This is a genomic window from Streptosporangium amethystogenes, from assembly GCF_000721075.1.
Lineage (GTDB): Bacteria > Actinomycetota > Actinomycetes > Streptosporangiales > Streptosporangiaceae > Streptosporangium > Streptosporangium amethystogenes.
This window is the reverse complement of record NZ_JOEQ01000030.1, coordinates 39,195-62,687: the sequence shown is the minus strand read 5'-3', so window position 1 is coordinate 62,687 and position 23,493 is coordinate 39,195. Positions and strand designations below refer to the sequence as shown.

21 protein-coding genes are annotated in these 23,493 nt (G+C 67.9%); 12 read left to right on the top strand and 9 right to left on the bottom strand.

The genetic code is table 11. The features are described from left to right. Positions 1-88: 88 nt before the first annotated feature. Positions 89-523 carry a helix-turn-helix transcriptional regulator gene (locus IG98_RS53715; protein WP_169750225.1) on the bottom strand — a complete coding sequence of 145 codons (435 nt, stop codon included), beginning with the start codon at positions 521-523 and terminating at the stop codon, positions 89-91. Between the two features lie 1,496 nt (positions 524-2,019). On the opposite strand from IG98_RS53715, the gene IG98_RS0132895 reads away from it, so the two are divergent. The 4 genes from IG98_RS0132895 (at position 2,020) to IG98_RS0132880 (ending at position 6,622) form a co-directional block, all read left to right on the top strand. Further along, positions 2,020-3,312, top strand: coding sequence for a helix-turn-helix domain-containing protein (locus IG98_RS0132895; RefSeq protein ID WP_030921231.1), 1,293 nt, complete (start codon positions 2,020-2,022; stop codon positions 3,310-3,312). An 82-nt stretch (positions 3,313-3,394) separates the two neighbouring features. Continuing rightward, on the top strand, positions 3,395-3,991 hold the full coding sequence (locus tag IG98_RS45555) for a copper resistance CopC family protein (RefSeq protein ID WP_051753261.1): 597 nt from the start codon (positions 3,395-3,397) through the stop codon (positions 3,989-3,991). After that, positions 3,988-6,030 carry a bifunctional copper resistance protein CopD/cytochrome c oxidase assembly protein gene (locus IG98_RS0132885; protein WP_030921227.1) on the top strand — a complete coding sequence of 681 codons (2,043 nt, stop codon included), beginning with the start codon at positions 3,988-3,990 and terminating at the stop codon, positions 6,028-6,030. Before IG98_RS45555 ends, IG98_RS0132885 begins: the two co-directional genes overlap by 4 nt. 178 nt (positions 6,031-6,208) lie before the next feature. Continuing rightward, positions 6,209-6,622: a sensor histidine kinase gene (locus IG98_RS0132880; protein WP_030921225.1), complete on the top strand. Its 414-nt coding sequence runs from the start codon at positions 6,209-6,211 to the stop codon at positions 6,620-6,622. A 34-nt stretch (positions 6,623-6,656) separates the two neighbouring features. Here the strand turns inward: IG98_RS0132880 and map are convergent, their stop codons facing one another. Beyond that, on the bottom strand, positions 6,657-7,505 hold the full coding sequence (gene map, locus IG98_RS0132875; RefSeq protein ID WP_030921222.1) for a type I methionyl aminopeptidase: 849 nt from the start codon (positions 7,503-7,505) through the stop codon (positions 6,657-6,659). Between the two features lie 44 nt (positions 7,506-7,549). Between map and IG98_RS0132870 the strand changes: the two genes are divergently transcribed. Then, positions 7,550-7,732 carry a hypothetical protein gene (locus IG98_RS0132870; protein ID WP_030921218.1) on the top strand — a complete coding sequence of 61 codons (183 nt, stop codon included), beginning with the start codon at positions 7,550-7,552 and terminating at the stop codon, positions 7,730-7,732. 34 nt (positions 7,733-7,766) lie between these two features. On the opposite strand, the gene IG98_RS0132865 is transcribed toward IG98_RS0132870, so the two are convergent. Then, positions 7,767-8,345, bottom strand: coding sequence for a hypothetical protein (locus IG98_RS0132865; RefSeq protein ID WP_211264214.1), 579 nt, complete (start codon positions 8,343-8,345; stop codon positions 7,767-7,769). Positions 8,346-8,467: 122 nt separating this feature from the next. Here IG98_RS0132865 and npdG point away from each other — a divergent pair, with 122 nt between their 5' ends. The 3 genes from npdG (at position 8,468) to IG98_RS0132845 (ending at position 11,669) form a co-directional block, all read left to right on the top strand. Further along, on the top strand, positions 8,468-9,133 hold the full coding sequence (gene npdG, locus IG98_RS0132860) for an NADPH-dependent F420 reductase (protein ID WP_030921201.1): 666 nt from the start codon (positions 8,468-8,470) through the stop codon (positions 9,131-9,133). Positions 9,134-9,496: 363 nt separating this feature from the next. Continuing rightward, positions 9,497-10,669, top strand: a complete 1,173-nt coding sequence (locus IG98_RS0132850) for a trans-sulfuration enzyme family protein (RefSeq protein ID WP_030921195.1) — start codon at positions 9,497-9,499, stop codon at positions 10,667-10,669. 88 nt (positions 10,670-10,757) lie between these two features. Continuing rightward, entirely contained in the window at positions 10,758-11,669 is a 912-nt protein-coding gene (locus IG98_RS0132845) for a threonine/serine dehydratase (protein WP_030921192.1), read from the top strand. 65 nt (positions 11,670-11,734) lie between these two features. Here IG98_RS0132845 and panB read toward each other — a convergent pair whose 3' ends face one another. After that, the gene (gene panB / locus IG98_RS0132840) at positions 11,735-12,580 is read right to left on the bottom strand and encodes a 3-methyl-2-oxobutanoate hydroxymethyltransferase (RefSeq protein ID WP_030921189.1); all 846 of its coding nucleotides are present in this window, start codon (positions 12,578-12,580) and stop codon (positions 11,735-11,737) included. 207 nt (positions 12,581-12,787) lie between these two features. On the opposite strand from panB, the gene IG98_RS0132835 reads away from it, so the two are divergent. The 3 genes from IG98_RS0132835 to IG98_RS0132825 all read left to right on the top strand — a co-directional run bounded on the left by IG98_RS0132835 (position 12,788) and on the right by IG98_RS0132825 (position 16,442). Beyond that, positions 12,788-13,990 (top strand): MFS transporter, encoded by a 1,203-nt coding sequence (locus IG98_RS0132835; protein WP_030921186.1) that lies wholly within the window; start codon positions 12,788-12,790, stop codon positions 13,988-13,990. Between the two features lie 234 nt (positions 13,991-14,224). Beyond that, positions 14,225-15,787 (top strand): MFS transporter, encoded by a 1,563-nt coding sequence (locus tag IG98_RS0132830; RefSeq protein WP_030921182.1) that lies wholly within the window; start codon positions 14,225-14,227, stop codon positions 15,785-15,787. A 7-nt stretch (positions 15,788-15,794) separates the two neighbouring features. Then, the gene (locus tag IG98_RS0132825; RefSeq protein WP_030921178.1) at positions 15,795-16,442 is read left to right on the top strand and encodes a TetR/AcrR family transcriptional regulator; all 648 of its coding nucleotides are present in this window, start codon (positions 15,795-15,797) and stop codon (positions 16,440-16,442) included. 220 nt (positions 16,443-16,662) lie between these two features. On the opposite strand, the gene IG98_RS48190 is transcribed toward IG98_RS0132825, so the two are convergent. Next, the gene (locus tag IG98_RS48190) at positions 16,663-16,899 is read right to left on the bottom strand and encodes a DUF397 domain-containing protein (RefSeq protein ID WP_030921175.1); all 237 of its coding nucleotides are present in this window, start codon (positions 16,897-16,899) and stop codon (positions 16,663-16,665) included. Then, positions 16,884-17,723: a helix-turn-helix domain-containing protein gene (locus tag IG98_RS0132815; RefSeq protein ID WP_030921172.1), complete on the bottom strand. Its 840-nt coding sequence runs from the start codon at positions 17,721-17,723 to the stop codon at positions 16,884-16,886. Before IG98_RS0132815 ends, IG98_RS48190 begins: the two co-directional genes overlap by 16 nt. A gap of 221 nt (positions 17,724-17,944) precedes the next feature. On the opposite strand from IG98_RS0132815, the gene IG98_RS0132810 reads away from it, so the two are divergent. Then, positions 17,945-19,705 carry a hypothetical protein gene (locus IG98_RS0132810; RefSeq protein WP_030921170.1) on the top strand — a complete coding sequence of 587 codons (1,761 nt, stop codon included), beginning with the start codon at positions 17,945-17,947 and terminating at the stop codon, positions 19,703-19,705. Between the two features lie 293 nt (positions 19,706-19,998). On the opposite strand, the gene IG98_RS0132805 is transcribed toward IG98_RS0132810, so the two are convergent. From IG98_RS0132805 to IG98_RS0132795, 3 genes are all read right to left on the bottom strand, one after another. Next, positions 19,999-20,475: a hypothetical protein gene (locus tag IG98_RS0132805; protein WP_157594649.1), complete on the bottom strand. Its 477-nt coding sequence runs from the start codon at positions 20,473-20,475 to the stop codon at positions 19,999-20,001. 67 nt (positions 20,476-20,542) lie between these two features. Continuing rightward, positions 20,543-22,324, bottom strand: coding sequence for an NAD+ synthase (locus tag IG98_RS0132800; protein ID WP_030921166.1), 1,782 nt, complete (start codon positions 22,322-22,324; stop codon positions 20,543-20,545). 225 nt (positions 22,325-22,549) lie between these two features. Continuing rightward, positions 22,550-23,455 (bottom strand): TolB family protein, encoded by a 906-nt coding sequence (locus IG98_RS0132795; protein ID WP_030921163.1) that lies wholly within the window; start codon positions 23,453-23,455, stop codon positions 22,550-22,552. Positions 23,456-23,493 lie beyond the last annotated feature (38 nt).

Here is a 23,493-nt window from a genome sequence, read left to right as displayed (position 1 = left end):
CTCCACACGCGGTTGGGCATGACACAGCGAAGTCGAGGAGAACGACCTTATCTGACAAGTTCGCGGCGTGGAGTTCCCCGCTGATCGCCTAGACGATCCCGGCCTTGGCGATGCGGACTCCCGCCTGGAACCTGCTCTGCGCTCCGACCCGCTCCATCGCGGTGGCCATGTGGCGGCGTACGGTACGGGAGGTCAGGCCGAGATGGCGGGCGATCACCTCGTCCGTCAGGCCCTCCGCGGACATCCTTAGAACGGTCCTTTCCTGGTCCGTCAGCGAGGACAGCGGCTCCCGCTCGCGGCTGCGCGGTTCGGCCTGTGACCAGACGCGCTCGAACAACTCTCCCAGCAACGTGACCAGCGCGGGGGTGCGTACCACCGCCATCCGGGAGGTGTGGCCGGTCAAGGCGACGCGGCCGTCGATCATCAGGAATCTCTCGGAGATCAGCGGATCGACCCTCAGTTCCACCGACTCGGGGAAACCGGCCGCTCCGGACGATGAGTCGACGACGACCCTCGTCCGCACGCCAGGTGGAATGACAGCCGAATTGAAGATGCGAGAAAACACGACGCCGGTTCTGGGATTGGGCAGCAGAACGACCACGCTCCGCCTCGCGGACGAGCAGAGGGTGTTGATATCGGGTCGTATCTGATCGCTCCCTCCGGCCGAGGGAGAGGTCAGGAAAGAATGGGTCATGTGCCCCTCGCGAACTGCGCTCGACCGAACACCCGGATGTTCCTCCCGGTAGGTGACGCCGCTCTCGGATCGGACTCCGATGGATTTCCGAGGTGATTCGCGATGCGGAAGGGGAGGCGCGTGGCACATGTGCTGAATCCGCCGTCGTACGCGCGTGACGGAGGGGCGTCCATCGATCGTCCCTCCGTCCTGTCGTGCCGGTCCGCGATGACGAGAGAGACGCCGGGAAAGGGATTCTCAGGCCGTAGGCCCGGAGCAACAGAATCCCGGCCGGTGGTCCTCGCCGGATCTTTCTGGAATTCTCGCCATCCGACTGTCGCAGGCGGCCCTAGAGATCATCTAGAGATGTCCGGGAGCGGGCCGCGCGGGTCCGAGCAGGAGGGCGGGATCCGCGGGAGGCGAGGTGGGGGCGGGCACGGGGGGCGGGCCGCCCCGTGGCTTCTCTCCGGGCGGGCCGCGCTCGCGGGTGCCTTTCCCTGCCTGAAGTGGACAGGCCGCTCCGTCTTCGGGGAAGCCGGCTGACCGGTTTAGGACATTGACTTGATAGCGGATTAGTTCAATGTATTTCTAGAGTAATGGCTGGTTTAAAAGCGGGGTGTCGAGAGACGCGGTCGGTGACACGGGGGCCGGCGACATGGGGTCCGTGAGTCGACGAGCCCGCAGATCGGTCGGCGGCATGGGGAGGCGGCCCGAATTCCGCGAGCCGACCGGCCCTCGGGCCGGTCGGCGATGAAAGGCGGGCGGACAGGCATGGCCGATGAGAGGGGACGGGCGGTCGCCGTAGTCCCCCTCGGTTCGAGCCGTGACCTGCAATAAAATCTATACGGATGTAATGGGATCTGTATGTGGGTGTTGCCTGCGGCCGAGACCCTCCGTGGAGGGTGATGGTCTTCCACGGAAGGGTTTCGGATCCCGGTTCCGCCGCTACCCGCGGGTCCCGTCTCGAGGAGCGCGCACGCCGGAGGCCTGCACGCGCACACCGGTGCGGGCCGCACCGGCTCCGCCAGGTGAGTGGCTCGCCGGCCGGAAGCTCTCCACGAGGGCGGGAGGGGTTCTTTCCGTTCCCTGTCCTTACAGCGGGCTGAGCCGTCGCTCAGTCCGGGTAGCCCCAGCCCAGGTAGGACTGGGCGGCGCTCGTCTGCAAAGAATACTTACCGGTGTCGTTCAAGGGGGCAGACGAATCAGCACTCGCGGTCGTAGCATTGCCAGTGACGGCAAAAGCAGCCGTAAATAGCATGGCGAGGGCAGACAAGGCAAGACGTCGGCGCACGGGGAGACTCCTGTCGTAGGTTCTGCTGCTCAAATGATATCTTTCAAGGGGTAACGTGACTGGTCAAGACTTGGTGGGGCAGCGCATCAAAACCGTCCGCCGGCAACGTGGTTTTTCCCAGGCGCAGCTCGCCCATCCAGAACTGTCGGACAGTTACGTATCTCTCATCGAGAGTGGCAAGCGTACTCCGACCCCCGCGGTGCTGGAGCTGCTGGCCGAAAAACTCGACTGTTCCCTTACGTATTTGATCAATGGTGTCACGGCCGAGCAGATGCAGGAGATCGAGCTCGCGCTCAGCTACGCGCAGCTGGCCATGGACAACGGCGAGGTCGTCGAGGCTCGCACCCGTTACGCCGAGCTCCTCGCCGACGGCGGACTGGCGGGCCTGCCCCAGCTGCGACAGGACGCCGAGTACGGCCTGGCTCTCTCGACCGAGGCCTGCGGCGACCTGGAGCAGGCGATCGTCCTGCTCAACGGGTTGCGCGAGAGTGACGAGGCGGCCCTGAGCCCCGAGCGTCACGTCGCGGTCGCGGTCGCGCTCTCGCGCTGTTACCGGGAGAGCGGGGACCTGGCCCGGGCGGTGCACGTCCCCGAGGAGATCCTCACCGGCGCGGTCCGGCCGGCCTGGACGGACGGCCTGATGCGGTTGGGCGGCCAGCTGCTCGCGGCCTACATCGAGCGCGGCGACCTGCTCCGGGCACGTCACTTCTCCGTCGAGATGATCGCCGCCGCGGAGCTCCTCGCCAGCCCGCAGGCGCTCACCCTGGCGCACTGGGGTGCCGCGATCGTCGCCGTCGAGAGCGGTCACGCCGACGAGGCGGTCACCCAGGCCGAGCGTGCCCTGGCCATCCAGTCCGAGTACGGCGACGCCCGAAGGCTGGCCCGGCTGCGTGGCGACTACGCCCAGGTCCTGCTGATCGTGCGGCCCATGGAGGCCGAGGCCTGGCGTGATGTGCTGTTGAAGGTGGAGAGGGAGCTGGCGGAGAGCTCTGCCAGCTCGATAGACAAGATGCGCTGCGCGATGAACCTCGTCCGGGCGGAGCTGCTGCTCGCCCAGCCCGAACGGGCCGAGGAGCGCATGCGCTTCGTCTGCGATCTGCTCGACGGCATGCCGAAGGCCATGCAGGCGGAGGCCCGCCTGCTGCACGGTGAGACCCTGGCGGAGCTGGGCCTGCAGGAGCAGGCCTCGCAGGAGCTGCTCGCCGGGACGGAATGCCTGGAGCAGGCGCCGGAGACCCGCTTCACCGCCCATGCCTGGCTGACCGCGGCCCGGGTCCTGGAACGTATCGACGAGCCGGACCGGAGCGTCGAAGCCTACCGGCGGGCACTGGCCGGCGTCGGGCTGTAGGAGGGGCAGGGAACCCGCGCCGAAGGCAGATCGGACAGGGGGGTCGAGACCGCGTGGTCACGTGGGTAGCCTTGGGGTTGCCATGAAGACTTCCCCTGTCGCGGTCGCCCTCGCGCTTCTCGCCGCCCTCGTGCTCGGCACGGCCTTCGCCTCGCCGGCCTTCGCCCATGACCGGCTCAAGAGCAGCGACCCCGCCAAGGGCGCCAAGGTCGAGAGCCTGGAGGCGGTGAAACTGACGTTCACCGCCTCGGTGCGCTTCCCGAACGTCGTCGTACGTTCCGGAGACGAGAACCACCAGGACGGCAAACCCGTCATCGACGGCGCGGTGGTGACCCAGAAGGTCAAGGAGGATCTCCCTCCAGGTGACTACGTCATCGCATATCGCGTCGTCTCCTCCGACGGCCACCCGATAGAGGGGGAGATTCCCTTCACCCTGCTCGGCTCCGCCTCCCCGGCGGAATCGGCGTCGCCGTCCGCCACCGCCGCCGAGTCCCCGGTGGCAGCCGAAAGCCCGGTGACCGCGGAGACCTCAGCCGAGAGCACGCCGGCCGCCGCGGTCGGCGACGAGGAACCCGGCTCCTCGCAGGGCGTGCCCGGCTGGATGTGGATCGTCGTCGGCGGCGTGACCGGCGTCGGCATCGGCACGTTCCTCAGCATGCGCAACAAGAAGCGGCCATGAGCGGGCCCGCACGGGCCGCGCAGACGGCGCAGAACGAGACGTCGGGGAACAGCCGGGCGGTGAGGCTCGTCCTGGCGGCCGCGGTGGCGGCCGCCGCCGCCCTGGTGATCGCCATGATCGCCGGAGGCGCCGCGACCCCGCGCATCATCCCCGGCCTGCCCGACCAGGGAACCTTCACCCGCTGGGGGCTGCCGCTGGCGAAGCTGGCGATGGACGCGGCGGGCGTGCTCACCGTCGGTGTGCTCCTGGCCGCCACGATCCTGCTCCCCAACGACAAGGGTCTGCTGGGCAAACCCGCGCTCGGCTACGTCAAGGCCGCCTCCTGGATCGCCCTCGTCTGGGCCGGTGCCGCCGCCGCCACGATGGTGTTCAGCCTCTCCGAGGCGCTCGGGCTGCCGGTGGCCGACGTGCTCGGCGGCAACGAGCTCACCAGCTTCGCCAGCCAGGTCTCCCAGGGCATCGCGCTGACCCTGGTCGTGCTCTTCTCGGTCGCGATCGCGCTCTTCGCCCGAGGGGCGATCACCGCCGGCGCGGCCGGCGGCCTGCTCGTTCTCGCCCTGGTCACCCTGCTCCCGCCCGCGCTGACCGGCCACTCCGCCTCCTCGCCCAACCACGACCTGGCCACCACCGGTGTCGCGCTCCACCTCGTCGTCCTCGCGCTCTGGGTGGGTGGCCTCGGCGTGCTCTGCGCGCACGCGTTGCGCCGGCAGCCGTACCTGGAGATCGCCGCCGCTCGCTTCTCGACCCTGGCGCTGTGGTGCTTCGTCGGAGTGGGACTGTCCGGCCTGTTCAGCGTCCTGGCCAGGCTCACCTCGGTCTCCGAACTCTTCACCTCCGCCTACGGCCTGCTGCTGCTGGCCAAGACCGTCGCGTTCGCGCTGCTCGGCGCCGTCGGCTGGTGGCACCGCAAGCGGACCCTGCCGTTGCTCGCCGCGGGCGGCCCCGGCACCTTCGTCCGCTTCGCCACCGGTGAGATCGTCGTCATGTTCGCGGCCATCGGGCTGGCCGTCGCGCTCTCCCGCACCGCGCCGCCCCCGGCGGTGCTGCCCGTGGACAGGGCCTTCGAGGTGCTCGGCTACACCATGCCGCCGGAGATCTCGCTGGCCAACCTGGCCTCGCTGTGGTGGTTCGACCTGTTCTCCGGCACGGTCATCGCGCTGCTGGCCGGCCTCTACCTCGCCGGTGTCGTACGGCTCACCCGGCGTGGCGACTCCTGGTCCAAGGGGCGTACGGCCGCCTGGTTCACCGGTGTGCTGATCCTGCTGATCGCCACCCAGAGCGGTGTAGCCCGCTACGCCAAGGTGCTGTTCAGCGCGCACATGGCCGAGCACATGACGCTGTCGATGATGGTGCCGATCTTCCTGGTGCTCGGCGCGCCCGTCACCCTGGCCCTGCGTGCTCTCAAGCCCGCCGCCCGCAGGGGCGACCGAGGGCCCCGCGAGTGGCTGACCACGATCCTGCACAGTGGATACGTTCGCTTCGTCACCCATCCGGCGATCGCTACCGCGATCTTCATCGTCTCCACCTACGCGCTGTACTTCACCCCGCTGTTCGCCGCCGCGATGGAGGAGCACCTCGGCCACATCGTGATGACCGTGCACTTCCTGGTCAGCGGCTCCCTGTTCTTCTGGGTGATCATCGGTATCGACCCCGCTCCCTACCAACTGCCGCACGTGGCCCGGCTCCTCCTGCTGTTCGTGACCATGCCGTTCCACGCCTTCTTCGGCATCGCGCTGATGAGCATGACCACCGTGCTGGCCTCCGACTGGTACGACCAGCTGGGCAGGACGTGGGGCACCTCCGCGGTCGTGGACCAGCAGACCGGCGGGGCCATCGCCTGGGGGTTCGGCGAGATCCCGACGCTCGTCGTGCTCCTCGCGCTGGCCTTCCAGTGGTGGCGCGCCGACGACCGCCGAGCCCGCCGGGCCGACCGCCGAGCCGACGCCGTCGCGGCCCGGACCGGCGGCAGCGGCGATGCCAAGCTCGATGCCTACAATGAATACCTGGCCAAACTCAATAAGCGCGACGGCGTGAAATAGCCGGACGGCCACGGCCTGCTATCTTCCAGCCCTCTCATCGACACCTCCCGGTAGCCTGGTGTTTCAGGGGGCTCGTGCTCACCGCAGCGGGCGCAGCGCTTCGTCATCGCGCGCCATGCCCAGTCACATATTCGGTCGGGGGGCCGGTGGCTGCAACGTGCATCAGGAAGGTTGAGCAGTGTCCGAGGAACTGCGCGTACGTGAGGGCCGGAGTCGTAGCCTGGCCCAGGCTCTTGAGGGGCATCTCACCGAATGGTCCGAGCGCACCGGGATCACCGTGGAGATCTGGGCGCTGCCCGCCGGTGACGTTCCGGCCAGGATCACCAAGGCCGTGATGGCCACGCTCGGGGAGGCGCTCGCCAACGTCGAGCGGCACAGCGGCGCGCGGGTCGTGGCCGTCGCCGTTACCCTCGGCCGCAGTGGCCTGCGCATGACGGTGAGCGACAACGGCGTCGGCTTCTTCGGGCGGGCCGAGGGCCGGGGCATCACCGCCATGCACGCCCACTTCGACCAGGTCGGTGGCACGCTCAGCGTCAACGGTGTTCCCGGCGAGGGAACCACGGTCACCGGAGTGGTGCCCCGCCAGGACTAGGCGGTACGAAAGGCACGGCGCCAGGCGAGCTCCCCTAGGGCAGTGTCAGGATCTCGTGGCCGGTCTCGGTCACCAGAATGGTGTGCTCGAACTGGGCGGTCCGTCTGCGGTCCTTGGTGACGGCGGTCCAGCCGTCGGGCCAGACGTCGTAGTCGATGGTGCCGAGCGTCAGCATGGGCTCGATCGTGAACGTCATGCCCGGCTCCAGCGTGACCGTCAGTGACGGGTCGTCGTAGTGCGGGACGATCAGGCCCGAGTGGAACGTGGTGCCGATGCCGTGGCCGGTGAAGTCGCGGACCACGCCGTAACCGAACCGCTTGGCGTAGGCCTCGATCACGCGACCGGCCACGTTGAGCTGCCGGCCGGGGGCGATGGCCTTGATGGCCCGGTTGGTGGCCTCACGGGTGCGCTCGACCAGCAGCCGGGACTCCTCGTCGACGTCGCCGACCAGGAAGGTGGCGTCGGTGTCGCCGTGCACGCCCCCGATGAAGGCGGTGATGTCGACGTTGACGATGTCGCCGTCGCGTAGCACGGTGTCGTCGGGGATGCCGTGGCAGATCACCTCGTTGATCGAGGTGCACAGTGACTTGGGATATCCCCGGTAGCCGAGCGTGCTGGGATACGCCCCCCGCTCGCAGAGGAACTCGTGGCCGATCCGGTCGAGTTCGTCGGTGGTGACGCCGGGCGCCACGTGCTTACCGACCTCTTCGAGCGCCTGAGCCGCCAGCCTGCCCGCGATCCGCATCCGCTCGATGATCTCGGGGGTCTTGACGTCGGACTCCCCGGTCTTCGGGGACTTCTTCCCGACGTACTCCGGCCGCTGGATGTGAGAGGGAACCTTGCGGATGGGAGAGATCCGCCCGGGCTGGAGCAGTGTCGTCATGGTTCCACAGTCTAGTTGCGCTTCCCACTGGGCAGGATTGCCGCATGACTGACCAATGGTGGTTCTGCCTGAAGCACATGGCCGTCGAACCCGACGAGGGTTGCCCGAACAAGGACCGGATGGGACCGTACCCGACGCGCGAGGCCGCGGCCAACGCACTGAAGACCGCGGCCGATCGGAACGAGGACTGGAAGAAGGAGGACCAGGCCTGGGAGGACGACGACTGAGGACGGAGCGTGGCCGGTACACCTGCCGGTACGTCTAGTCGGTGACCTGCGGGCCGCTGACCCGCTCCAGCAGCCTGGCCAGGCGGTCACGCAGGGTGGGGCGCCGTTCGACCTCGCCCGCGGCCATGCTCACCAGGTGCTGTGCCCCGTCGAAGGAGAACGGCGCCCGTTCGGGGATCGTCAGCGCGTCGTGGGCCAGGCCGGTGAGGTCCGTGTCACCGCCGTCCAGGGCCAGGATCGTCGTGCCGGTCCTGCGGGCGTCGCTCACCCGCTCCAGCAGCGCCTCGGGAGCGCGCTCCTCGGCGACCACGAACAGGGTCTCGCCCCGTCCGGCCTGCCGGATCCGTTCCAGCCCGACCCGCAGGTGCGCGGGCGCGTCGGGGGCGGGCGCCCAGCGGACCAGCGTCGGGGAGAGCTGGGGCAGCCCGGAGAGCCTGGCCTCGTCGCTCAGGTGCGCGGTCAGGTGCCAGGGCTCCTCCTCGGGCGTGCCGACCACCAGCAGGCCACCTGCAGAGCGGGTCGCGCGCAGGGCGAGGCCCAGCTCGCGGGTCCGCTCGATCCAGCCCGTCGAGGCCAGGATCTCGCGCAGCAATGTCACCGACCCAGCGTCCATGGGCACCATCGTGCACCAGCCCCCCGCAATGATCCTGGAAATGCACCCCTGAGAGGATGCGGAGCAGACGATATGGTCGATGAAGTCCGATCTTGAGGGTCGGGGATGATGAGGAGCGGTGAGTGAGCACTGATATTCCGGACGTGGGGGGAATCTCGATCGGGATCCTGGGCGGGACCGGGGACCAGGGCAAGGGATTGGCGCGGCGGTTCGCCCTCGCCGGGCACAGCGTGCTGATCGGCTCACGCAGCGCCGAGCGTGCGCAGGCGGCGGCGGCGAGCATCGGCGGATCGGTGCGCGGCGCCGACAACCCGGCCGTGGCGGCCGAGGCCGACGTGGTGATCGTGGCCATTCCCTGGGACGGGCACCGCTCCACGCTGGAGTCCCTCCGCACCGAGCTGGCCGGAAAGATCGTCATCGACTGCGTCAACCCGCTCGGCTTCGACAAGCAGGGCGCGTACGCACTCACGGTCGAGGAGGGCAGCGCCGCCCAGCAGGCGGCCGCGGTCCTGACCGAGAGCCGGGTGGTCGCCGCCTTCCACCACGTCTCCGCCGTCCTGCTGCTGGATCCCGAGGTCGACAAGATCGACCTGGACGTGCTCGTGCTGGGCGACGACCGCGAGGCCACCGACACCGTCCAGGCGCTGGCGGGCCGCATCCCCGGCATGCGCGGCGTGTACGGCGGTCGCCTGCGCAACGCCCACCAGGTTGAGGCGATGACCGCCAACTTCATCTCGATCAACCGCCGCTACAAGGCCCACGCCGGCCTGCGCGTCACCGACATCTAGGTCACCTGACGATTTCGACTGCCCGGGGGTCTGGGTCACCGGGGGTTGGGGGAAGCCGCCCGGCGCCGGTCGCGATCGGCGTTCTCGGCGTTCTCGATGTTCACGGACGTCGGATCCAGTCGGCGTCCTCGGCGGTCCCGATGGCGTCGGCCCTGTCGCACGCCGGTGCTCGTCAGGTGGTCGCGCACGGTCCTCGTGGACGGGCGCAGCCGCCTGGCGATCTCCTCAGCGAAGGAGTCGGGCACCCGGGGCTGTCACGGTGGTCTCCCCGGTGTCCTGGGACAGGGTGATCTGTGCTTTTGATGACGAACATCGCACCAGCCAGATCTGACAAACAGCCCGTTAACCGGACATTCTTATCTCATGACTGACTTTCGCCCGGAGACCCGCACCGTCCACCTTCCCCAGCCGCAACTGAACGGCAGCCGCCCCATCGCGGTGCCGCTCTACCAGACCTCCGGCTTCGTCTTCGAGGACCCGGCCGTCTTCGCCGACGGGATGGGCCGCCCGGACGGGGCCTTCGTCTACGGGCGCCTGTCGAACCCGACGGTCCGCTCCCTGGAGGAGGCCGTCGCCGGTCTGGAGGGCGGTGTCGGGGCCGTGGCCACCGGTTCCGGAATGGGGGCCATCAGCTCGGTGCTGCTCGCGCTGCTGGAACCCGGTGATCACCTGATCGCGCAGCAGGCGCTCTACGGCGGCACCGCCTCGATGATCAACGATCTGGAGCGGCGCTTCCGGATCTCGGTCTCCTACGTCCCCGGGGACGACCCGGCGGCGTTGCGCGCGGCCGTGCGGCCGGAGACGAAGCTGGTCTACCTGGAGACCATCGCCAACCCGGTGACCCAGGTCGCCGACCTGCCGGGCATGTGCGCGGCGGCACGCGGGGCCGGACTCGTCTCCGTGGTCGACAACACCTTCGCCTCACCGATCCTGTGCCGGCCGCTGGAGCACGGGGCCGACATCGTGGTGCACTCCACGACCAAGTACCTGAGCGGGCACACCGACGTGCTCGGCGGGATCGCCGTCTTCGCCGCGGAGGAGCTGTACCGCAGGGTGTGGGCCTTCAACGTCAAGCTGGGTGCCACCGCGGACCCGTTCGCCGCCTGGCTCACCCTGCGCGGCATCCAGACACTGCCGCTGCGGATGGAGCGCCACTGCTTCAACACCCGAGAGCTGGCCACCCGGCTGAACGACCACCCCGCGGTCTCCGTCGTGCACTGGCCGGGCCTGCCCTCGCATCCCTCGTACGAGCTGGCGGCCAAGCTCCTGCCCGACTTCGGGGGTGTCTTCTCGTTCGACCTGGTCGGCGGCCGGGCGGCGGGTGAGCGGTTCATGAGTTCGGTGCGGCTGGCCCTGCTGGCCCCGTCGCTCGGCGGTGTCGAGACGCTCATCCTGCACCCCGCGACCACCTCCCACCACTCCCTGACGGCCGAGGAACTCGCCCGGCACGGGATCGGTGAGGGCACCGTACGGGTGGCGGTCGGCATCGAGCACATCGAGGACCTGTGGGCCGACTTCGAGCAGGCGCTCGCCTGAAGGACCACGGTGTCTCCTAGACTGCGGCGCGGGGCCGCCGGAGGGCGGGTGGCCACTTTTCGAGCCGCTTCGTGGGAAGGGGGCGCGCGTGAGCGTGTCGATCGGGGACGTGCGACGGGCCGCCGAGCGCATCGCGGGATACGTCCGGCGCACACCGGTGGTCGAGGTGTCGCCGGGGCTGTTCTTCAAGCTGGAGGGGTTGCAGCACTCGGGGTCGTTCAAGGCGCGAGGAGGTTTCAACCGCGCCCTGTCCAGCGGGAAGATCCCCGAGGCCGGGCTGATCGCGGCGAGCGGGGGCAACCACGGCCTGGCGGTGGCGTACGTGGCGCGGAGTCTGGGCATCCAGGCGGAGATCTTCGTGCCCACGGTGTCCAGCCCGGTGAAGGTGGCCGGGTTGCGCGCGCTGGGCGCGCGGGTGACCCAGGTCGGTGCCGTCTACGCCGACGCCTACGAGGCGTCCGTCAAGCGCGCGGCCGAGACCGGTGCTCTGGACGTGCACGCCTACGACCAGGCGGAGGTGGTCGCGGGGCAGGGCACGGTCGGCCTGGAGATCCTTGAGCAGACCGGGGGAGTCGACACGGTCCTCGTCGCGGTCGGCGGCGGCGGGCTCGTCGCCGGGATCACCGTCGCGCTCGACGGCCACGCCCGCGTGGTCGCCGTCGAGCCGGAGCTCATCCCGACCCTGCACCGGGCGCTGGAGGCAGGCCGGCCGGTCGGGGTCGAGGTCGCGGGGGTGGGGGCCGACGCCCTGGGCGCGAGCCGGGCGGGCGAGATCGCCTGTGAGATCACGGGCGCGGCGGGGACACGGAGCCTGCTGGTCTCCGAGGAGGCCATCGTCGAGGCACGACGCGAGATGTGGCGGGAGCACCGGATCGCCGCCGAGCACGCCGGCGCCACCGCGTACGCGGCCCTGCTGTCCGGTGCCTACACCCCGGCTGAAGGGGAGCGGGTGGCCGTGCTCGTGTGCGGCGCCAACACCGACCCCGCCACGCTCGCCTGATCACGCGCCGTGCCTGAACGCCCCGGCGCCGCCAGGGTCTCCTGGGACGCAGGGGCGCGGAGTCGTCAGCTGTAGCTGTGCTCGGGAGCGGGGAAGGCGCCGGTCGACACCTCGTCGGCGAAGTTGCGCACCGCCCGGTCCATCTCGTGGGCCAGGTCGAAGTACTTCTTGACGAACTTGGCCGGGCTGGCGGTCAGGCCCATCAGGTCCTGCCAGACGAGGACCTGCGCGTCGGTGCCGGGCCCGGCACCGATGCCGATCGTCGGGATCGACAGGGACGCGGTGACCCGCTCGGCCAGCTCGGCGGGAACGCACTCCAGGACCACGGCGAACGCTCCGGCGTACTCCAGGTCCTTGGCGTCGGCCATCAGCTCGTCACCCGACTGGCCGCGGCCCTGTACCCGGTAGCCACCGAGCGCGTTGACCGACTGGGGGGTCAGGCCCAGATGGGCCATCACCGGAATGCCAGCCGAGACCAGCGTCTCGACCTGGGGGAGCACCCGCCGCCCACCCTCAAGCTTGATCGCGTGGGCACCGGCCTCCTTCATGAACCTGGCGGCCGTCTCCAGGGCCTGCTGGGGAGATGCCTGGTAGGAGCCGAACGGCAGATCGGCCACGACCATCGCGCGGGAGGAGCCGCGCACCACGGCCGCGGTCAGCGGCATGAGATCGTCCACCGACACCGGCAGCGTCGAGTCGTAGCCGTACACGACCATGGCCGCCGAGTCGCCGACGAGCAGCACGGGGATGCCGGCCTCGTCGAAGACCCTGGCGGTCATCGCGTCGTACGCGGTGACCATCGGCCACCGCTCGCCGCGCTCCTTGGCGGCGGCGATGTCGCGCACGGTGATCCTTCGACCGGCCTGGCCGCCATAGAGCGAGGTCGGCCGGCTGGGGGAGGAAGAGGACATGGGACCTCCAGTGAAGTCTCGAGGCGCCCCTGATGGCGTCCCCGGACGGTTCCGATGATTGCACGCGTTCGGCAGGTTCAACAGACCCGGTCGGCGTGGTAATCCGGTAACCGGGCTGTGGGTGGGATACGGCACAGCCAAGCGGTAATCCAGTGGCGGCGGTATCAGGGGGGTACGGCACAATACTGGCGGAGGTAAGTAATCAAAATGGCTATGGAACCTTACCGTCGTCTGCTGGCACTGCCGGGCGTACGGTCGTTGTTGCTGGTGGGACTGCTCGCCCGGGTTCCCTCGACGGCAATCGCCCTCACGCTGACGATGCACGTCGTCGACGCCGACGGTCTCGGCCTCGGCTTCGGCGCGGCCGGTCTGGTGACCATGGCGAGTACGGTGGGCATGGCGGTCGGCTCACCGCTGGCGGGCAGGTTCGTCGACAAACACGGCCTGCGCCCGGTGCTCGCGGTGACCACGCTGGCCCAGCTGGTCTTCTGGTCCACCGCCTGGGCGATGCCGTTTCCGGTGCTGCTCGCCGCCGCGGTGCCCGCGGGCCTGCTCGCCCTTCCGGTGTTCAGCGTGATCAGGCAGTGCCTCACCGCGCTGGTCCCCCCCGACCAGCGCAGGACGGGGTTCTCCCTCGACTCCATGATCGTGGAGCTCTCCTACATGGCCGGTCCCGCCCTGGCGATCGCAGGGGTGACCCTTCTCGGCAGCATCCCCACCATGGGCATCGTCGCGGCCGGTCTGGTCGGCTCGGGGACGGTGCTGATCGTGCTGAACCCGCCCATCCGCTCGGCCGATGAGCTTCGGGAACCGGTGCGGAAGGTCGCGCGGCGTCAGTGGCTCACCCCGGGCCTGCTCGGCCTGCTCGGCACCGTCACCGCGGCGATGTTCGTGCTGGCCGCCACCGAGTTGTCCCTGGTGGCGACCATGAAGCAGGGCGGCGACACCGCATGGATCGGGCTGGCGATCGCGCTGTGGTGCTCCTACTCGCTGATCGGCGGTCTGGTGTACGGCATGCTGCCCCGTGGCCTGTCGCCGCTGGTTCTCATCGGCGGCATGGGGGTGCTCACCATTCCGGTCGGGCTGGTCGGCGGTGACTGGCGCTGGCTGCTGCTGGCCCTGCTTCCGGCCGGTGTGCTCTGCGCACCCGCCCTGTCCTCCTCGCTCGAGACCGTGAGCCGCCGGGTTCCCGCCGCGGCCCGCGGCGAGGCGATGGGTCTGCACGGTACGGCGCTGCTGATCGGCGGCGCCTCCGCGGCGCCCATCGCGGGTGTGATCATCGACGGCCCCGGCCCCGGGTGGGCCTTCGCCGCCGCCGGGCTGGGCTGCGTATTGCTGGTCGGAGTCGCTCTGCCGTTCTGGCGGCGCACCGAGAGCGCGGTCGAGGAGCCGCTCCCGGTCGCAGCCTGAGCCCCTGCCCCGGGCCGGCGCTGCCCCTGCCGTGGCTGCCCCCTGGTCAGCTCTGGTTCCCGCCCGGCCTGGCCATGTTCCGATTCCGGCCTGGTGACGGCATTCTGCCTTGCCGGTTCGTCGCCGTATATCGTGATATGTCCCAATAAATACGAAACGATACAGTTGCGTATCGAAAAAGACAGCGCTACGGTGGTGTTTCGAAACTCATACGTATCGAAAAACGGGGCCTTCGTGGAACAACAGCTTGGTCACCCGAGACGGTGGCAGATCCTGGGAGTGCTGGTCTTCAGTCTCCTGGCGGTCGTGCTCGACAACACCATCCTCAACGTCGCGCTGAAGACGATCGCCGATCCGGCGGAAGGCCTGGGAGCCAGCCAGAGCCAGCTGGAATGGGCGATCAACTCGTACACGCTCGTCTTCGCGGGTCTGCTGTTCACCTTCGGGGTGATCGGCGACCGTACCGGCCGCAGGCGCATGCTGATGGTGGGCATGGTCCTGTTCGGTCTGGCCTCGCTGGCCAGCGCCTACGCCCAGGACCCCATGCAGCTGATCGTCGCCCGGGCGTTCATGGGCATCGGCGGTGCCGCGATCATGCCGGCCACCCTGGCCATCATCTCCAACGTCTTCCCCCCGCGGGAGCGTGGCAAGGCGATCGGCGTCTGGGCCGGCGGTGTGGGTCTGGCCGTGGCGATCGGGCCGATCACCGGCGGCCTGCTCATCGAGCACTTCTGGTGGGGGTCGGTCTTCCTGGTCAACCTGCCGATCGTGCTGGTCAGCATGGTGCTGATCGGCCTGGTCGTACCCGAGTCGCGTGACCCGCACCCGTCCAGGCTCGATCCGGTCGGCGTGATCCTCTCCGTCATCGGTCTGGTCGCCCTCACCTACGGCATCATCCGGGGCGGTGAGCTGGCCACGATCGCCAGCGCCGAGGTGCTCCTCCCGACGATCCTCGGCGTCCTCGTGCTCGGTGCCTTCGTCTGGTATGAGCGCCGCATCGACCATCCGGCCTTCGACGTCCGCTACTTCCGCGACCCGCGCTTCGCCACCGCGGTCGGCATGGTCGGCATCGTGTTCTTCGCGATGATGGGCGCGATGTTCTTCCTGGTCTTCTACCTGCAGATCGTGCTGGGCTTCAGCCCGCTGCAGGCGGGCGCCCTGATGATCCCCTTCGCCGGTGCTCAGCTGATCTTCGCCCCGCTCAGCCAGCAGATGGCCGCGCGCTTCGGCGGCAGGCTGACCGCCACCGTCAGCATGGTCATCGTGGCCGGCGCGCTGGCCTCCTACTCACTGATGGACCAGCACACCCCGATCCTTCTGCTGGAGATCGTGTTCTTCGTCCAGGGTGCGGCGATGGCCAACATCATGCCCCCGGCGACGACCGCGATCATGGAGGCGCTCCCCAGGGAGAAGGCGGGCGTCGGTTCGGCCATGAGCAACACCGTCCGCCAGGTGGCCGGTGCGCTCGGGGTCGCGCTTCTCGGCTCGCTGCTCTCGGCCACCTACCGCGACCAGATCGCCCCCGCGCTGACCGGTCTGCCTGATTCGCTCAGGCACGTCGCCGGGGAGTCGCTGACCGGAACGCTCGGCGTGGCCCAGGGCCTCGGCGAGCGGGGTGCGGCGCTGATCGAACCGGCGAAGCTGGCCTTCGTCGAGGGCATGCACATCACCGCCCTCGTCTCTGCGGCCATCGCGCTGGTGGGAGCCCTGATGGTGCTCAGGTGGCTGCCCGGCACGTCCTCCGTGACTCCCGTCCCGCAGGGTATCGATCGTGAGACGGAACCGGCAGTAGTGTAGGTGTGCGATGACGACCACCGACGGGACCCAGAGGGCCGAGATCCGGGAAGCCCAGGCTCAGACGACCCGCCCCGCGGGCCGTCCCCGCAGCGCCAGGGCGGAGAAGGCCATCATCGAGGCGACCCTGGATCTGGTCGGGGAGAGCAGCGGCCTCTCCGAACTGTCGATCGAGGGCATCGCCGCTCGCGCGGGGGTCGGCAAGACCACGATCTACCGGCGCTGGTCCAGCAAGGAGGACCTGCTCGTTGACGCGCTGGCGACCCTCAAGAGGCCGTTTCCCGCGCCGGGGGGCGTCTCGGTCCGTGAGGATCTGATCACCTGCATGCGGGTCTTCCAGCAAGACGCGTGCGACACGCGCAACCGCTGCGTGATGAACATCGCGATGAACGAGGCCGAGCGGCACCCGCGCCTGGTGGAACGCATCCGCCAGGCGACCATCGAGCCGCGCAGGGCGGCGATCGCCGCCCTGCTGCGGCGCGGCATCGCCACCGGCGAACTCCGGGCCGACCTCGACGTTCGCATCGCGATGGCGACGGTGGTCGGCACCGTCATGTGGTACATCCGCACCGAGGGGGCGGAAGAGAACGGCGAACTCCCCCTCGACCTGGCCGAACGGATCGCCGACCAGCTCCTGACCGGCCTCGGCCCCGGCTGAGGTTCCTCGCGGTCCCGAGGAAATATCGGCGGACTTCGGGAAAGGTTTTCGCCCCTCCGCTTTCTCGGGGAGGCCGAGATCGTAAAGTTGACCGGAGCGCCGCCTTCACCGGAGTGCGGCTCGGCTGGCGCATGGCTGCCTCACCTCGGCTCTTCTCTGCTCTTCGCGGGGCATGGTGAGGCTCGGGATCAAGGTGCGTCGGGGGTCTTGGCCACGCTCGTCAGTTGTCGAACTCGCCAAGTTTGACGCCGCCGACGAAGGCATCCCATTCGGAGCGGGTGAAGAAGAGCTTGGGACCTTCGGGATTCTTGGAGTCGCGGATCACGTGGAGGGGCCCGAGGTCTGCCTTGTAGTCGGTGCCGGAGACGTCCATGACGGCCACTTCGACGCAGTCACTGCCACTGGAACCACTGAGAGAGGATTTGTGCCAGGTCGCGCCGGTCAGGTCTGCTGCCATTCCTTTACCGCCTTCGCTAAGAGGTCAACGCTGGTTCGCACGGGCAGGGCTTCCGAGCGGATCGCTTCGTAACGTTTGTAGATCGCCGTTACGTCCCGCGGGTGGTCTGTGACGTGTCCTGCGGCGGCGGATTCCACGAATACACTATCCGGGCTGCCCTCGGCGCTGGCAATGAGGAATCCTCCTTCCAAGCCCACAATCGCTCTACTGGGGCCATCCAATCCTCTGGGGACGACTTGTACAAAGATGTGATTGTTCTCTGTCGCGGTGATCAGTGCAGCAAGTTGGTCGCGCATGACCTCTGGCCCGCCTATACGGAGGTGTAGAGCCTCTTCGCCGATCACCGCCCAGAGCAGTAGCGGATTTTCTCTCCTCAGCACCTTCTGACGGTCCAAACGTCCGGTGACGAGTTCCTCGACCCGCTCGGCGGTTACCCCCGGCTCGGCGCTGAGGATCGCGCGGGCGTAGTCGGCGGTCTGCAGCAGTCCGGGAACCAGAAGCGGCTGCCAGGTCCGTAATGCATGGGCATGGAGTTCGATCTCCAACCAGGGTTGGAATTGCGTGGAGCAGGCAGTGTTGGCCAGCAGTGGCCAGATCCGCATGAGCAGTCCGCCACCGTCGAGCCTCTCGTCGCAACGCCTGGTGAAGTCGCGGGACGGGTTGCGTTTCCCAGTCTCCACCATGCTGACCAGCGCGGTCGAGTAGGAGATCTCCTGGGCGAGCTGTTCCTGTGTCAGCCCGGCCTGTTCGCGCAGGCGGCGTAGCTCTATGGCGAAGAAGGCGAGTGGGCTGGACGCGCTGTCGAGCTCACGCGAAGGGGGCATCGCGGACTCCTGTCTCCGACTGTCGAATGTAGTTGAATCACTACTCAAGGTAGTTGTCGGCTGCCCTGACCAGAAGCTCCCCTCGGAACTCATCGAATTGACTCCCGATTTGTCCGCTAACTGTTCTCGCTGTTTTCTTCACACTCTCGGTTGTGGGGAAGTCGGGATAACATGTTGAGGCTTTGTCATCCCAGCGTCTCTATCCAAGGAGACCAGGCGAAATGGTGGAGTTTGTCGGCATTGATCCAGCGGGGGCGCGACGTCTGATCACCGCTATGGGTGATGCCGCGCAACGGGGCCGGGTGTTGAGACCCTCATTGGCCGCCTCCATCGCCGAGGCGGGTCCCGACTGGCCGGCGGGTCCCGGCGCTGAGGTGCTGGACAACGTCGGACGGTTTCTCGACGAGGCGCAGCGGGACCTGACCTGGCGGACCCAGATGATCGAGCGGGTCGAGGACACGGTGCCGAAAAGCGGCCTCAAGACCGCCGAATTCGCTTTCGGTGACGCCGCCGCGTCCCGGAACGCGGGGACACTCGCCGGAAAGCGGACCTTGGCGGCGTGGCATGACTACCTGAAGGACCCCAGTGTTCAGAACTGGGAGAAGGTCCAGGGGGTGCTCCGGGAGGGACAAGGCAAGACCGTTGACGCCGCCTACTCGACGGGGTTGCTGACGGCACTGGGCACCACCGCCTTCGGTGCGATCTTCGCCGCGGTGAGCGCGCGGAACCAGAACGACCCGCGCGGTTACAGCCCCGGGAACCTGAAGAAGGCGGGTAAGGACTTGAAACCGCTGGCCGAGGCGTTCGCCTCGGTGGATGCGGCAGGTGCCCTCCCCAAGAGCCTGCGCGACCAGGCGCTGGGTGACCTTCCCGTAGGTGACATGGCGGCGCTGCTCGGCCTGGCCCGCCAGTCGCGCGGGTTCGTTCTCGCGGCCGGCGCCAAGCTGCTCCAGTACAGCGGCTCACGCGTATCGGGAAAGGACTGGAACATCTACTGGCTGGCCAAGGCGCTGAGCCAGGATGTGGGAGCGACCCAGCGATTTCTGGCCTCAACCGAGAACGCGGCGCTGCTGTTGCGGCCCGAGGTGGTGAACGGCCTCGAAGACACGGGCTTCGAGAAACTACTCGCCACCGCTCTGGACAGGGCGTTGGCGCCTGGCGCGGGAGACGCCACCCTCCGTCGCGACTCCTGGTTCAACATCATCGATCTCTACAGCAGGAAGAGCTTCTGGCCCGCCCTGGCCGCCCCGTCTCCAGTCGGCCAGGTGCTCGCCACACATATCTCGCAGTACTTTCCTGAACTTATCGATACCTGGAATCGAAAGGATAGGTTTCCGGGTCGCAGTGCGGATCAGAAATGGCAGAAGTTTGACTCTGAAAAGATTTCAAACTTCTTTGGAGGGTTACTGCAGAATCCTGGGGCGCTGATGCCGCTCAAGAATGGTTATGGAGAATTTTTAAAGAAACTCGATCTGGGGGAAGGTCATCCGTTTGGTGATGCCCCAACCGAGGAGGCCAGGAAAGGTCAGCGTGAAATTTTCTATGAAAAAGTAGTCAGGTCGGGGGCGCTGGCGTCGATTTTTTTCAGTGGTTTACACGAAGCTGATTTGTCTGCCGACGAAACGGATAAGGTCATCGTAGAGCTCCTTACTTTCCCTTTGGATATTTTTGCCGCAAGAGCCTTCGGCGAAGTGATCGACGGTGGGGTGTTCAAGGAGACGGTGGCCGGAAAGGTGACCGACATAGTCGGAAAGAACGACCTGAAGAGCGCGATTGAGGGGATCCTTGATAGAGAGAGGCCGGGAGAGGCCTCGGATCTGGTTGAGGTCCTGGTCGATGCTCAGGTGGCCGCCCTTGGCGCCTCCCGGCAGGCCCATGGTTATCCACCACTTGGGGATTCGGACCTTCGACAGCTCAGGGATCTGTTCTACGGGCGGCTTGAGCCGGTTTTGAAAACCGCGCTCGACGCGCGTGGAGGATGATCATGGGGCCAAATGAACTGCTACGCCAAGCCGAAGAGAAGGAACTACTGGCTGATCGACTTGAGGGATACGTCAAGAACCTTGAAACGATCTTTGATCGAGTCAAGACCGATTCGGCTGTTGATGGTTCGGTCTGGATCGGGCCATCGGCTCAGCGTTTCAATTCCGATGTAATTCAAAGGCGGTCGGATATCATGCGGCTTGCGGAACAGTGTCATGGCGCTGCGCGCAACCTGAGGAGGACCGCTTCGCGACTTCGAGAGCAGGCTCGTCTTTCCCGAACCCCTCTGTGATCACCGGCTTTCAAATATGCAGTCGGTCTTTCCGATGATCTCTACGTTGGGCCGGGAGTCCTGCGCGACCAGAATGATGGTAATTCCTGGCTCTTTTTTGTGCAAAACGCCGATGGTCCGCCCGGGGCGTGCCCAACTGGACTCTCGGTCGACTTCGTAGCCGATTCTTTTAAGCTCCTCCATAAGGAGGAGGCTGAATGATTCGACGCGCTGGTCCGGAGGAGTCGGGCTGTCTTCGCCGAAATCGCTGCTGAGTTCATAAGATCGGAGAGCGGTTTCGTCTTTGGCGCAAACCGCGAAGTCGCTTTTTTCCTTGCCGGTTCTGTCGACCGTTTTCTTGTTTGTCGTCGGATAGAAGGGTTCAATCTTTTTCATATCCGTGGCCAGCACCTGGGCGGCCTCGTCGAGGGTGGGGCCGCTGCCTGTGCAGCCGGCCACCAGTAGAAGCAACAGGGCACATCCCACGACATGACGCACCCTGCCGACTTTACTGATCGTTCTCCCGTCAGGGGAGTCCGATACCCAGAAACGTTCTCAGACCTCGTTAGATCTTCTCTCGCCAATGGTTGGTGATGGGGAGGCGGCGGTCGCGGCCGAAGTTCTTGGGGGTGATCTTGGGGCCCGGGGGATACTGGCGGCGCTTGTACTCGGCCAGGTCGACCAGGCGGATCACCCGGGCGACCAGCGCGGGGTCGTGTCCGGCGGCGATCAGCTCGGCCGAGCCCATGTCCTGCTCGACGTAGTCGCCCAGCAGCCGGTCCAGGACCCCGTACTCGGGAAGGGAGTCGGTGTCGCGCTGGTCGGGGCGGAGTTCCGCGCTGGGCTCCTTCTCGATCGAGTTCTCCGGGATCGGCGGCACCGCGAAGGGGTGCAGGAACTCGCCCGAGCGGCCCGCCTGGGCGTTGCGCCAGCGCGACAGCTCCCAGACCAGGGTCTTGAGCACGTCCTTGATGGGCGCGAAGCCACCCGCGGAGTCGCCGTAGAGGGTGGAGTAACCGGTGGCCAGCTCGCTCTTGTTGCCGGTGGTGAGGACGAGGTGACCGTGCTGGTTGGACAGGCTCATCAGGAGCATGCCGCGCACCCGGGCCTGGAGGTTCTCCGCGGCCAGGCCGGAGAGCTCGATCTCCTTCTCGAAGCCGGTGACGATGTCGGCGATCGGCACGGTCCTGGCGTTGATCCCCTGCCGGTCGACCAGTTCCTGGGCATCGCTCAGCGAGTGGTCGGAGGAGTAGCGGGAGGGCATCAGCACCGCGTGCACCCGGTCGGGGCCGAGGGCGTCGGAGGCGATCGTGGCGGTCAGCGCCGAGTCGATGCCGCCGGACAGGCCCAGGATGACCGACCCGAAGCCGTTCTTGGCGACGTAGTCGCGGACCGCGAGGACCAGCGCCGAATAGATCTCGGCGGTGTCGTCGAGCTGCTCGGCGAGCATTGGGGGCTCCGGCTCGTACGGCTCCAGGGTGCGGGGCGACAGCTCCAGCCGCTCCACCGTGATCACGCTGTTGTCCCCGGCGTCCACCTGGAACTCCCCGAGTCCTCCGTACCTGGCCTCGGGCAGCTCCAGGTCCGTGACCAGAAGTTCCTCGGAGAAGCGCGCCGCGCGCGCGATGAGCTCGCCGGAGGAGGAGACGATGAGCGAGTCGCCGTCGAAGACCAGCTCGTCCTGGCCGCCGACCTGGTTGACGTAGGCGAGGGCGCAACCGGCCTCGCGGGCGCGCCTGGCCACCAGTGCCAGCCGTACGTCGTCCTTCTCCTTCTCGTACGGCGAGGCGTTCGGCACCACCAGCAGCCCGGCTCCGGCCTCGGCCGCCACGGCGACGGGGCCGCCCTCCTGCCAGAGGTCCTCACAGACCGCGATCGCCACGTCGACGCCGTGCAGCCGGAAGATCGGCAGCCGGTCACCGCGGACGAAGTAGCGGTACTCGTCGAAGACGCCGTAGTTGGGCAGGTGGTGCTTGGCGGTCTTGACGACCACCCGGCCCCGGTGGAGCAGTGCCGCCGCGTCGAGCGGGGCGCCCTTGGGCTGACCGGTACGCGGGGCGAGGTTCGCGCGGTCCACGTAGCCGACGACGACCGGGATCTCGCCGAGTCCCGCCTCGTTCAGCCGTCGCGCGGCCTCCTCGACCGCGGAGATCGACGCCTCCACGAACGAGGTGCGCAACACCAGGTCCTCGACGGGATATCCGGTCAGGAACATCTCGGTGAAGACGACCAGGTGCGCGCCGCGGTCTGCGGCGCGCCGGGTCCACTCGACGAGCCTGTCGGTGTTGGCGGCCAGGTCGCCGACGGCGGGATTGCTCTGGGCCAGGGCGATACGGAGTTGAGCCACGTGCCCATCCTATTGGGACGTACCACGGGATCACCGTTCAGGTGATCCCTCCGGACACGTTTTCCCCATACATCCTGCTATATCAGGATGAAAGGCGCGGTCCAGGTCCGGGAAGCCGGTGAGGCGCGACGAGAACGGCACGTTCTGGGTTCTGCGGGCCGGTCGCCCGTCGGCCGGCGTTCGATGTCGCCGTCCGACGGGCAACGCGCGGGTCACCAGGAGGCGTCAGCCGAGGACCCCGACCAGCCCGAGGTTCCTCGCCCCCACCGGCTCGGTCACCCGCTGGAGTTCCCTGCCCGCGTGGGAGAGGATCACGATCGTGTTGGCGGTCGTGCCCTTGACGCGGACCGCCAGGCGGCCGTCGCGCAGGTAACGCGCGCCGAGCAGCCGGCCCTTGACCGGGATGGCGACCTTCGCCCCGGTCTTGGTGTCGTAGATCGACGGGGAGAACGACAGCGGCCAGGAACCGTCACCGGCCGGGGCGTTGGGGCCGATGGCGTTGACCACCACCCTGCGGCCGTCGGGTGACAGGCTCTCCAGGTGGTTGGCGAGCTTGATGCCGGGGGTGCGGTTGGAGACATGCCGCCTGGTATCCAGGAGGTAGACGCCGTTGACGTCGCCCGCGTATCCGGCGAGAGTCCTGCCGTCGGCCGACCAGGTCAGGTGACAGGGGCCGAGGGTCTTGCCGGCATTGGACAGACCCTTGCCGTCGGCGCCGACCACGGCCACGGTGGTGGCCTTGGCGGTGCCCCGCACCGGGTAGGCGATCCGCCTGCCGTCGGCGGTCCAGGCGGGGGTCAGGCAGGGGGCGCCGTAGGCGGCGTTCTTGGCGATCACCTTGTCCCCGGCGGCCGACTTGACGTGCAGCCTGCTCTTGTCGTCGATCCAGGCGACCTTGCCGCCGTCGGGCGCGACCGCGAACTGACCGGCGAAGGCCCCGTCCCCGGCGGACAGGCGGCTCCAGCCTCCCCGGTGGGTCAGCGCCTCGACCCCGCTGCCGGCGTAACGGAAGTAGACGGCGCCCGCTACGGGAGCCGTCTGAGGTGAGGCAGTCCGGGGTGAGGCCACCGCGGGGGTGGCGGTGGCAGACACGGCGAGTGCGGCGCCGGCGGCCAGTGCCCAGTACTTCAAGAAGATCTCCTCGGTCCAATTCCTTGAAGGAATTGAAC